The following is an 11608-nucleotide window of genomic DNA, read 5'->3' on the forward strand; positions in this document are numbered from 1 at the left end:
TAAAATTATATTTAATCTAAGCTTTTTAGTTAGCGAACTTATGAAGGTTATTTAAATCATCAAAAGTATGAAATATGCTTCCGTAATCATCTCTTTTTATGTAGGTTACGAATTACTACTACGCTAGTGCCTGTAACTGCCAACGTTACTACGGCAGGAATTAGCGGTATCCAAATGCCTTTCAGCAACATAACAAAGCTCAGTGTAGATATAAGCATAATGACAGTAATTCCTACTAATCCTAAAAGTAATAAATTACGAATGCGCCATGCTACGATCCCTCCAAAAATAGACCAGTAAAATATCCACAAAACCTCACTCCAAACCGGCCAAACCCACAACAGAATTCGCCCATCTAAAACTGCACTGAGAATTTGACTTACCATTTGAGCATGAACAATAACTCCTGGGATTTCTTGCTTTTGCTTAGTAGTGTAAGGTGTGGGAAAATAATCACCAGCACTTTGGTTAGTAATGCCGATGAGTACGATTCGATTCTTGACTTTATCGGGAGCGATCGCACCCTTAAGTACATCTTTGAGTGTGATTTGTTCTATAGCCTTTAAGGGAGAGTTAAAGGAACGGTAATTCAGCAATACTTGATAGCCCCAGTCATCCAGTTGTTGATAACCACCCATGTGCGATCGCAAGCGCTTAAATACAACTTTGCCAATTTGCAACTCCTGATTTTTGGTGTACTTGGCAGATATACCCTCTGTCTCTAAGTAACGAAATGCCAATTGAGCGCTCAAGGCGTAGGACGTAGTGCAAGGGGAAGAATCATCTGGTTTCATCGCAATCAGATGGCGGCGGAGAATACCATCGCTGTCTTTGACAAAATCGCTAAAGCCTTGACGTTTTAGAGGGATTTCCGGGGGAGGTAAAACGCCTGGTTCATTAATCTGAGGTTCACTGACTTTACAAATAGCAATGAAGCGATCGTTGCGCCGCATCCAAGTAGCTAAAGATGCTTCCTTGGAATCTACAGGAAAATCGCGATAAATATCTAAGCCAATGGCTCGTGGTTGGAACTTTTCGAGTTGCTGCACAAGTAACGCGAGTGCGCGATCCGATAGCGAGCCTTTTCTCTGCTGCTGTTCTGGTAGCTTAAAATCATCTTCAGCAATCGCAACTACTAAAAGCCGAGTGTCTGGTTGTTCGTTAGGGCGCAGTCGCAGCAGTTGGTCGAAAGCCCTTAACTCCGCAACTTGTAACAGTCCCAAATGCCGTACTCCCATTACCAAGGCTGTTACAACGACAGCTAAAATCAGCACAGTTTGAAAACGGCGCTTGCTGGAGAGAGGCGATATTTCAACGGATTGTAAACCTAATAACGCTTTATCAAGCCAATTTTGATTAAAAACAGCAGCATATATGCGGTTATAAACTTTTAATAAGCTTTGTTGCTTAACTACCAATCCTGATAACCGCAATTCCATTTGCTCAGGACTGTTATTTGCTGTTATTTGACCTATTTGTAAAATTTGCTGATAAAGCTCTAATAACTTCTTAATGCGCTGTTCGTTTCTCAAAATGCTATTGCCATCGGCACATCGGCAAAAAAGGCGATCGCGAATGGTCCTCAGATGTTCTGGTTCATCTTGGGATTCCCAGTTATCAATTATTTGCGATCGCACCAATTTTTCAATATACTCTGCTTCACCACCTGGGGGAATGATACCGGAAGATGCGTTCGCCGTTCGCGTAGCGTCTCGCAGAGAAGGTGTTGGCGTAGCCATCGCTAACTGACAAAGCTTCTGAGTCAGAAAAGGTTGACCACCACTCCAAGCTAATATTTCTTGCAAAACTATCTGAGGATTAACAAATTTACCCACTAATCCCTCAGCTAATGGTTGAGCTTCCGACAATTGAAAACCGTTGAGTTCAATTGCTCGACCAATGTTAAAAGGTGTCCGGTGTTTATCTTGAATCAAATCGTAGGGAGTAGTTACCCCTAAAAGCGCAAAAGTTAGACGCTGGTAAGCGGGATTATCGGCTCGTTTGTTATAGCAAACTCGAATTAAAGCTAAAAAATCATCCTTGAAATTTAATTTGAGAATGCTATCTATTTCATCTACAAAAATCACAATATTTTGAGAGACTTCTACCAGGAGCACTGACTCGATAAACTCACTCAAACACTGTAGTGGTGAAAGTCCAGTGCGATCACTCCACCAATTTAATACTTTGAATTTAGGAATGAAACTACGCGCCAGTCTTCGCAATACGCCCAAATACCATTCAGATTGGGTAATATCCTGACTTCCAATTGCTGTAATGTCAATAACACCACAGATAATATCTTCGGCTTGTAGTTTACGCATTGTTTGCACTCGCAGACTGGACTTGCCCATCTGCCGCGAGTTGAAGACATAACAAAATTCCCCAGCCTTGAGCGCATCATAAAAATCTTTATCAGCTTGGCGCTGCACATAGCTGGGAGCATCAATTTGTAGACTTCCTCCGACTTGATATTTATAAGCCGAGTTTTCTGCTTTGCTCATTTGCAAGAGTCAGTAGTAGAGACGCGATTTATCCCGTCTGTCATTTGTCATTAGTTATTCCCCTCATTCCCTCATCCCTCCTGATAACTAGCTAAGGCGATTTTGAAAATATTGGCGGTATAAATCGCAGCGTGGCATCACCTTATTTTCATTACAATATACTACTAACCCCATACTGTGTAATTTAAACGCTGGCTTTGAGTCTAGTTCTATCGGTACTAAACTGTTTACAACTTGGCTAAAAGCTGTTGCTAAATTGGGATGATGTTCGAGATTACACAAATGTCCTCGGAGATGAGCGCTGTAAATTCCCCCTTCAGTTGGGGCTGTTTGCAATAGCTGCTCAAGTGTGATGTCCTGGTGTTGAACCTGATAAAGAGCTAGCCGTACTAAATATGGATGTCCTCCTACCATGTCCATCAGTTTTTTCACCTGAGCATCAGTCCAATTTAGCCCCTGATGACGGTCAACTAAAATTTGGACTTGTTCAGGACTAAACTCTTGTAATTCAACGCTCAAGCCCACATTAAAGGGAGATTGATTGATATTTAGAGGAATATAAACTTCTTTAGAATGTACCAAAACTAGCCGGAGTTTTTTCCAGAGTTCGCTACTGCGATCGCCATATTTGGCATATTCATACCAAGCACGCAACAGGCTAAAAAAGTCTTCGGCAATGTCACAATATGGAAAAATGCGATCAACACCATCTAAGCTAACTACTAATGGGCTATCGATTTCTTCTAATAAACACTCTTCAAAGTAAGCGGTGGTTTTATCCTTACTACCGTAAATACTCCAATAATCATCTAACTGATGAAGCTGCTTCAGTTTCCTACCAACACTTTCACAGAACCAGCGTAAAAATGTATCCAAGCTAGTGAAAACTGCTTTATCTGCTGAATGAAAGCTTAAGGATACTGTTTGACAGTCATGTTTTCTGGCTTCATCAAGAATCCTAGCCATGAGCGAAGTTTTGCCCATCTGTCCGGGTGCTTTGATGCGAATTAAAGAACCTGGCTGCAAAATTTCTTGATAACAGCGCTCTTCAATTGGAAGACGTTCAATATAAAAATTAGAAGTCAGAGGGACTTGTCCCACCGGAAATTCTGGTTCTGCATTTAGTTGAGTTCGTTCATTTGTGTTTACACTTAGTAATAGTTCCTCATTTTCTAGAGAAACTGAGTCATTTGATGCTATTTTCTCCATTTTAAATTGTGAAGATGACATTAGCTTATGGGAGTAAAAAACTGCCTCTAACTGCTTAGGTGTAGCCGCAGTGCCCGAAAGCCTTTGACGCTCTAGTGCTGCCTGAAAATTTTTTTTACTAACCTTTTCCCCAATTGCTTCTGACAACATGTGCCATAGCTTAGGTCCAACATCATGTTGTAGGTATTCGGTAGTGTAGCCATGAGTTTGGGCAATCTCATTATATTTTTTTCCTTGCCAAGAACAGCGAAGTATTGCCACTTCAATATCTTTGAGATGTCTTTTTGTCTGGGCAAAAACTGCTGTATCTAATATTTTGAATGCTGTTTCAAAGTCCATTGCTCAGTTAGGAATCACAACTATTTATATATTGAGTTACAGCCCGAATTTTTAACTTTCCAGATTTTTTCACAAAACAATATTCAAATCGCTGAAATCTAGACCTTGCCTAGTTGAGCAAAGATGACTCTCCTGACATTTTCTTACTTAACCTTACTTACCATACTTTGTCCTTTAATTTTTGGGAATCAAAGTCCTTAAATTATCCATATTTACCTTTTTGAGTGCAAAGGGCAACCTAGTAATAACAGCGACGCAATAATTTGGCTTTGGACAAATTTAGCTCGCTTGAAACTCATAAGCAAATCAAAGGAAACACAAAATTATGGCGATTATTAGTGGAACAATAACCCAAGCCGACGACAAAATCGTAGCTGATGAGGCAAACGATATAATCGATGCTTTGGCGGGTAACGATGCAGTTAATGGTGGTGCCGGAAACGACACTTTAATAGGCAATTTCGGCAACGATTCTCTATTAGGAGGACTTGGTAACGATTCCCTTAATGGTGGATCTAACAGAGACACCCTTGATGGTGGTGCGGGTAACGACACTCTCAACGGCGGCGATGACAACGATACCCTTTCTGGTGGAACTGGAAACAATCTTGTTAATGGTGGCACAGGTAACGATATTCTCATCGCTCAAAATGGTAACTTTCCTAGTATAGGTGATGTTGGCGATACCTTGATTGGCGGTGCAGGTAATGACGAGCTACGTGTTGAGGGAGCCTCAAATTATTTCTTGACTAATAATCAGCTCCTTGTAGGTAATTTAGCCCACAAGTTTTCTGAAATTGAGGATGTTAGGCTCACTGGTACTACGGGTAATGACACAATTAATGCCTCTCAAGCTTTGTTGTCAGGGCGAACCAATCTCTTTGGCCGTGAAGGCAATGACACCATCATCGGTAGCAGTGGTCTTGACCAGATTAACGGTGGTGATGGGAATGACAGCATAGTAGGAGGAGCGGGATTTAATTTTCTCCGTGGCAATAATGGCAATGACACTCTTATCGGTGGCAATGACAATAATAATTTGAATGGTGCAGAAGGAAATGATATCCTCCAAGGTGGAAGCGGGAGGGATAGTTTTGCTGATAGTGCCTTTGATGGAGCGGGTGATGACCAATACATCGGGGCAGGAGGTGAGGACTCTCTATTCATACAGGGCGACAATAACTTTCAACTGTTCTCATTTGCCAATGACCCAAACAAAAGCCAACTCAAAGGTGGCAAGTTTGGCCCTGGGGCCAATCTCGATGACTCAGCCACAGGTACAGATACCCTTCAAGGTATTGAAAACGTCGAAATCCAGGGAGGAGATAGCATCAATCGCATAGATACTGGTAACGCCAACCAAAACATCAGTGTAATTATTAATGGTCGCGGTGGCGGTGATACGTTAATAGCTGGTAGCGGTAACGATGTACTATTCGGTGGACTTGACAACGATCGCCTTGAGGGAAGAGCAGGTAACGATCGCCTAAATGGTGATTCTGGCAATGATATTCTTGCTGGAGGCCAAGGTAATGATACCCTCTCAGGTGGTGGTAACTTTAATAGCGGAGAGATAGATATTTTAACAGGAGGGCTAGCATTTGGAGGGGTTCAATCTGCTGATACGTTCAGCCTAAATGACTTCTATCGGCAAGCTGGTCATGCTGTTATCACAGATTTCTCTCTAACAGATGGGGACAAGCTTAATCTTCGCGGTTCGGCTAGCGATTACACATTTGTACAGCAAAACTTCAATACTAACAATAGTATTAGTAGTGGTATTTTTTCAAATGACTCATCTATCTTAGATACGGTCATCTTCTTCGGAGCGCCCGCTTTCGGTGACATTATTGCTGTGCTTGAGGATGTCACTCTTACTGCGACAAGTCCTGGTATCGAAATCTTTGGTTAAAAGATTACTCAACTTAAATTTATTTACTTATCCTTAATTGAGCTTTTTTGTAGCTTAATTAAATTGAATAAAACTCCTTACCTGATCCAAATTTACGTTTGTGAGTTTCCAAGAGAATCTAGTATTAACTACTTGAGCATGATCAATGTAAAGCAAATGCTTCATCGAATTGATCACAAGTAGTTATTTACTTCAAGTAAGTAAAATTTCAATATTATTTAATAAGGAGAAAATCATGATTTAGAACATCAAATAACTGCTGCAAAATGCTCGACAAATTGCATCATTTGTTTGAGCAATCTTATGTTGTGGAGCGCATGGATATAAATCTATTTTCTGTGTTGCCAATTCCCCAAACTCTACGTTAAATATCCGCATGATTTGGCGAGATTCGTTATTGATTATTTTTTTACTTTGCTTGTCCCACAACACCGTAACAGTAACTCGTCCTGTGTAATTAGGAGCAAGCAACTTTGAGATAAATATCTTGCAAATATTGAGTATGATTCACCCAGTCAGGAATAGGCAATCGCTCTTCTATGAATTGACATCTTAGTGATTGCTTTTCAACAGGTAAATTTTTACGAAAAAGCAACTTGAACCTTTTTTCAGGAGACAAAACATGAAAGCTACGTTACGTCACATTTTAAACCTCAAAAAAGATTACAACGATCTGCCATTTTTTGATTTTTTACGGGATGAGACTTTATCAGCTCGTCAGCGCCTAGAATTTTACCCCTGCATGGCTCCTTTTATCATGAGCTTTGGCGATCTAAATCGCTACGTCATACGCCTAGAACCAACCTCAGATCCGTATCAGGCTATGGTAAACGAACACTCCTATGAGGACGATCATCATTGGCCGTGGTATTTGGAAGACTTTAGCAAATTGGGCTTTGATCGCCAAAAAATATCATCCACTGAGTATTTACAGTTTTTCTACAGTGATCGTACCGCAGTCAATCGCTTGTTGTCACACAACCTCGCTCATTTGATTTATAGCTCATCGAGTATCGTGCGTCTAGCCATTATCGAAGCTATTGAAGAAACAGGCAACGTATTGTTTGAACTAATTAGAAAACTGGCACAACGAATTGAAGAGGAAATGGGTATCGAATTGCGTTACTGTGGGGAATTCCATTTTAGTAAAGAATCGGGTCATGCTATGACAAACGACCATGCCATCATGGCAAAAATAGAAATGGATGAACAAATGCGCGCCGAAGCTATTGAAAAAGTCAATTTGGTGTTTGCTTGGTTTGCAGAATGGACAGAAGAATTGCTAGCGTATACCAAGTCAAATCTGAATCATTCTTATGGATTCGTTTCTAATCACGATAGATAAAGTCAGTAGACCGAAAACTTTTGTGATGCCTGCGGCGGGCATAGCCATCGCTAAAAAATGGTAGTTTAAGATATAGTTTTTGGGGAAAATATACAAAAGCTAACTGCTAGGCTTAATTATAAGACTAGTTTATAAGTAAGCCCCAAAAATCAACCAAAATCAGCCATCAGCCAGATGGCAAATCAACTACACAGGCAACCACATAGTTGCGGTCTACTGCTTGACGTAAAAACTCAAGCATTTGTTTAAGATGCCGATCATACAATCGCTACTTCGTCATGCTCAAGCTAGTGGTTTTGGCACAGAAACTGCTGATGTTTGCAGAATGCTCTTGGTGGATCTGCGCCTGCTTGAAATCTGCGACAAATTTTAACTGGAGTGCTGGTTTTAGCTTCAAGGCTACTCTTGTTTGGGCTGACTACACACACATCATGTGGCATCTGTTTTTAGAACAAGTGTGAGGGCTGATCAGGATTTGAACAAGCGTGATGATATAAATACGCTGATTGCCCTAGCTGAGATTGAGCGAGGAATAACTTGTTCAACAAACTTATTGCTAGGGGAAAATTTAAAACAATCCCCCTTCAATTGGTATGTAGAACTTTATAAACCTCCTAGCGGCTCTTTGTCTAGGGGTAGTGGTCGGTGTAGAAAGTAGCCTAATACTTGCTGTTTAAAGGTTCTATTCGTTGTAAAGTACTTTTTTAACAATTAAAAAGTGTTTTTATGCCTGATGATAATAAGGATTTAATTAGAGCTATTGAAGATTTAAATTCAACTGTCAGATCGGGATTTGTTCTCATATCTAATATTGTATTTTTAACAGCTTCATGTATTGCTGTTGCAACTTCAAATGTCTTTCCTTTTAATTTATTTTCTCTCGGACTTATTTTTTTAATTATTAAGTTGATTAGTTGGTTTGCTGCTAAAAGATAATACGTTTTGAACAATATACTCTCCAGCTAATGGTAATCCTTTGTGGTTACTAATGTATATAAAAATGCTCCCAACGTGATGCTTTTTTAATAAATGGTAAAAACTTACTTGACCAGAGTACATATTTTGTATTGAAGTGTCTTTTACTTCTTGATATTGTCTTAATAATTATTCTTTTTAAAAGACTGAAACTTTATATTCTAAAATAGACTTTACGTTTTCACTATTATTTAGAGAAGGATATTAAGGGTCAGCGCATCTCAAACTATACCGTTGATAATCAAATATTTGCGCTTATCACTTCAGCAGAAAATCAGCACTCATCACCAATGTCTCTGCTCTAAGTGCTGCCTCAACGATTTTCTTTATCAATGCTAATAGTTTATATCGAGATGCGATCGCAAACCCGGCAGCGTTTGGTTTTACAAATGTAAGTAGTTCCTGTCTATCTGGCTCTACCATCTGTGGTAATCCAGACCAGTTTTTGTTCTGGGATGGTATTCATCCTACGACTGCGGCTCATCGGATTATCGAACAGAATTCAGGAGTCAGGAGTCAGAATTCAGTTGGGTATTCTGTATGACTGGCGGATGAATAACCGGCGTTTTTGCACCCCACCAAATTTTCAACTTGGTGGTCAACAAGAAAGTCGCGGGTCTGAATCCCCAACTGATTGATTCTGACTCCTGAATTCTGACTTCTGAATTCTTCTTCAAGCTACTGGAGTGCGTTTAACTAAAGGAGCGATGCAAGAAATTGAAAATAAAATTTCACGTTTGACTAATTTGGGTCAAGAGAATTTACCAAACTTAGGCAAGTGGTTTGTTGATATTTGTTACGGAGCAACGTAATTGTTAGAAGTTAAATAACAGTTTTTCGTGCAATAGCCATTCTCCTCACTGCGCTCTTTTATTGTTGAGTGCAGACATTTATCTTGCATATATTTTGTTAGGAGAGAGCAGTTGCTGTCGGCAACTGCTTTCTCTCTTTCAGAATGATTATCATTTTTATTAACTGTATATTTTATTCTCTGGAAGTCCCTTAAGCCAGCGTATGCTTGATCGTCCATCTGAGTCTGGCTCTCGACCACAAACAACCCCAACTTTTCCAGTTACATAGAAAGGACGTAGAATCAAAACTGTGTCTCCTACTTCAGGAGGGTCTGGGGTCTGCAATAGCGCTCCTAAAGGTGTTAGCTCTGAAAAATGAGCTTATACAAGTGAAACCTCTGTTGTATAACCTTATCTTAATCAGGGCTTAATTCCTAGCTAATCTTCCTGTTGATGCAAGTGATGGAATGCTTTGAGGCTAGAGCAACACTCCACAAGGGGACGCACGTTAACGTTAAAAATCAAGTTCGTTTTCCAGGTTTACCAACAGTGCCTTCGCTATATCTTCCCTAATTTAAATTTTCATAACTCAACTGGGAATACTTATAGAAGTACACGACAATAAAAAGCCGGTTGTAATATGTCATCTCAAAATCAGGACAAGAAAAAATTTAAGATACTTGCTTTAGATGGAGGTGGAATTCGGGGCGTAGTAACAGCAAAAATTCTTGAAGAATTGCAAAATCAACTAAAAGTTGCAGGAATAGAACAAGCTTTAAACCAATACTTCGACTTAATTGTTGGTACATCTACTGGTTCAATTGTAGCTGCTGGTTTAGTGCTAAATAAAACCCCAGAAGAACTGATAAATATTTATAGAGACAGGGGTAAGGAAATCTTCAAGAGTACATGGTTACGAATCCCAATATTGAGTACTAAATATTCTAATGAAGGGTTAATTCAAGTTTTAAAACAAGAACTAGGGGAAGATATTACACTTCGTCAAGTTGGCGAAATGCCAGGAGCAGAATTGTTAATTCTTGCCTATGACACTTTATATCGCAATACAACCTTTTTTGCTAGTCGTTATTTTCAAAACCATAATGATAAGTGGTTTAACGATAAGCGACTGTGGGAGATTTGTCTTAGTTCTGCATCAGCACCTACCTTCTTTCCTCCCTATGAATTCAAATGTAAAGATGAAGGAGGAGAGTGGAGATTTCCTCACGTTGATGGCGGAATAGGTGCTAACTGCCCTTCTCTGGCAGCGCTTCGTTATGCCATAAAAGAAAAAAAACAAAGTATTGAGGACATCTCTATTATTTCTATTGGTACTGGTAGAACCACCAGACCGCTTGAATACGAAAAAATTAAAAATTGGAATATTTTGAATTGGGGACAAAATATTCCTGACGTATTTATGGGAGGTCAAATTCAGATTATTACTGACTCGTGTGAAGAGATTGTAAATACAGCTAATCCTAAAGGTTATTTACGACTTCAATTTAATATAACTGAGCCATTTGAAAAAAGGGGAAGTGAAATTAAACCTGTAAAAATAATCAAGCAAAATGAACAAATAAATAAATTTACCAAAGAGCATATCAACCATGCAATGGATGATGTGAGTCAAAAGAATATTAAGAAGTTACTGGATGCAGCATCTCTTTATTCTAAAAGTAAAAGTAGTGACATTAAAGAGTTCATAGCAAATCATAAAGAGTCAAAAAACTTGCAACCAATGGCTTTCTAGGTTCAATTTATTTGTGAAATTGCCATAATTTTATATGGTTCGGTTAAGCCTAAAAACTTGGGAAAGGTCTTGGAGGACTGTTGCCATTCCTCTAGAGTAGCCCTGTAGGATTTTCGATGAAAGCGATTGCTGGTCTACACTGGTTAATGATCCTAGATTGTTCTCCCCAGAGTAAATATCTGAAGTTGCCAAGTCCAAGTCTGTTGCCTAAGTTACTTGTGCCGACGCAAGAGAAACCCTACATTAAACTGTAGGCAAGATTTGCACTATTTATACGGAGGTATAAATAATTACTAAAGTATAAACTGAATACTGGTAAAAGATGATTATAGTAAATTTATATACTCTATTGAGGTCAATAACTTAGTAGAGTATTTTTGTGAAAGTGTGTCTACGGTAAGTGATCGCCTTTCATGTGCCCTTGTTACAACCGCCCCTCTACATGCGATTGTTCTCTTGAGGTCAAGGGTGTTGTATTGGGCTTGGTTTATTGCGTCTAATCCTTGTATAGTGCAGCTTTAAAAGTTTTTCGCTCTTTTTGCATAAAGTAAAAAAGTAAGGATTCAGGTAACAGAGTATTGACAAAGGGGACAGTTGAGGTGGAGTATCACAAATATGAACCAAAACCTGACTCATGAACTAGACCCAGAAAGTTTGGGCCAGTTATCCAAAGAAGAACTGGTAAACATGATCATTGAGCAGAGTAAGGTAATACGTGAATTACAGCAAGAAATAGAGCGTTTAAAAGTCAGCCGAGATTTAGACAGTTCTAATTCGTCA

At 39.4% G+C, this 11608-nt stretch carries 9 protein-coding genes and 1 pseudogene; 7 read left to right on the top strand and 3 right to left on the bottom strand.

Going from position 1 to position 11608, the window contains the following annotated elements; all coding sequences use genetic code 11:
* Positions 1 to 86: 86 nt before the first annotated feature.
* A complete protein-coding gene (locus A4S05_RS35555; RefSeq protein ID WP_069074462.1) occupies positions 87 to 2504 on the bottom strand; it encodes a CHASE2 domain-containing protein in 2418 nt (805 codons plus the stop codon).
* A gap of 87 nt (positions 2505 to 2591) precedes the next feature.
* Positions 2592 to 4052, bottom strand: a complete 1461-nt coding sequence (locus A4S05_RS35560; RefSeq protein WP_069074463.1) for an AAA-like domain-containing protein — start codon at positions 4050 to 4052, stop codon at positions 2592 to 2594.
* 325 nt (positions 4053 to 4377) lie between these two features.
* Here A4S05_RS35560 and A4S05_RS35565 point away from each other — a divergent pair, with 325 nt between their 5' ends.
* From A4S05_RS35565 to A4S05_RS35580, 4 genes are all read left to right on the top strand, one after another.
* Positions 4378 to 5964, top strand: coding sequence for a calcium-binding protein (locus A4S05_RS35565; RefSeq protein ID WP_069074464.1), 1587 nt, complete (start codon positions 4378 to 4380; stop codon positions 5962 to 5964).
* A 622-nt stretch (positions 5965 to 6586) separates the two neighbouring features.
* Positions 6587 to 7309, top strand: coding sequence for a hypothetical protein (locus A4S05_RS35570; protein ID WP_069074465.1), 723 nt, complete (start codon positions 6587 to 6589; stop codon positions 7307 to 7309).
* A gap of 250 nt (positions 7310 to 7559) precedes the next feature.
* The gene (locus A4S05_RS41015) at positions 7560 to 7682 is read left to right on the top strand and encodes a hypothetical protein (RefSeq protein ID WP_256091376.1); all 123 of its coding nucleotides are present in this window, start codon (positions 7560 to 7562) and stop codon (positions 7680 to 7682) included.
* Positions 7683 to 8035: 353 nt separating this feature from the next.
* Complete coding sequence (locus A4S05_RS35580; RefSeq protein WP_069074467.1) at positions 8036 to 8245, top strand: hypothetical protein; 210 nt, start codon at positions 8036 to 8038, stop codon at positions 8243 to 8245.
* A 297-nt stretch (positions 8246 to 8542) separates the two neighbouring features.
* On the opposite strand, the gene A4S05_RS44425 is transcribed toward A4S05_RS35580, so the two are convergent.
* Entirely contained in the window at positions 8543 to 8707 is a 165-nt protein-coding gene (locus A4S05_RS44425) for a hypothetical protein (RefSeq protein WP_176727203.1), read from the bottom strand.
* Between the two features lie 32 nt (positions 8708 to 8739).
* On the opposite strand from A4S05_RS44425, the gene A4S05_RS41025 reads away from it, so the two are divergent.
* From A4S05_RS41025 to A4S05_RS41030, 3 genes and pseudogenes are all read left to right on the top strand, one after another.
* Positions 8740 to 8922, top strand: coding sequence for a hypothetical protein (locus A4S05_RS41025; protein ID WP_141699901.1), 183 nt, complete (start codon positions 8740 to 8742; stop codon positions 8920 to 8922).
* 793 nt (positions 8923 to 9715) lie between these two features.
* The gene (locus A4S05_RS35590) at positions 9716 to 10828 is read left to right on the top strand and encodes a patatin-like phospholipase family protein (protein ID WP_069074469.1); all 1113 of its coding nucleotides are present in this window, start codon (positions 9716 to 9718) and stop codon (positions 10826 to 10828) included.
* 615 nt (positions 10829 to 11443) lie between these two features.
* Positions 11444 to 11608, top strand: a pseudogene (locus A4S05_RS41030) (IS66 family transposase); the annotation flags it as partial.

The sequence above is a fragment of the Nostoc sp. KVJ20 genome (assembly GCF_001712795.1).
Lineage (GTDB): Bacteria > Cyanobacteriota > Cyanobacteriia > Cyanobacteriales > Nostocaceae > Nostoc.

Coding starts and splice junctions, on each gene's coding strand:
- A4S05_RS35565 (WP_069074464.1), top strand. CDS start 4,378: ATGGCGATTATTAGTGGAACAATAACCCAAGCCGACGACAAAATCGTA.
- A4S05_RS44425 (WP_176727203.1), bottom strand. CDS start 8,707: ATGGTAGAGCCAGATAGACAGGAACTACTTACATTTGTAAAACCAAAC.
- A4S05_RS41015 (WP_256091376.1), top strand. CDS start 7,560: ATGCCGATCATACAATCGCTACTTCGTCATGCTCAAGCTAGTGGTTTT.
- A4S05_RS35560 (WP_069074463.1), bottom strand. CDS start 4,052: ATGGACTTTGAAACAGCATTCAAAATATTAGATACAGCAGTTTTTGCC.
- A4S05_RS35555 (WP_069074462.1), bottom strand. CDS start 2,504: ATGAGCAAAGCAGAAAACTCGGCTTATAAATATCAAGTCGGAGGAAGT.
- A4S05_RS35590 (WP_069074469.1), top strand. CDS start 9,716: ATGTCATCTCAAAATCAGGACAAGAAAAAATTTAAGATACTTGCTTTA.
- A4S05_RS35580 (WP_069074467.1), top strand. CDS start 8,036: ATGCCTGATGATAATAAGGATTTAATTAGAGCTATTGAAGATTTAAAT.
- A4S05_RS41025 (WP_141699901.1), top strand. CDS start 8,740: ATGGTATTCATCCTACGACTGCGGCTCATCGGATTATCGAACAGAATT.
- A4S05_RS35570 (WP_069074465.1), top strand. CDS start 6,587: ATGAAAGCTACGTTACGTCACATTTTAAACCTCAAAAAAGATTACAAC.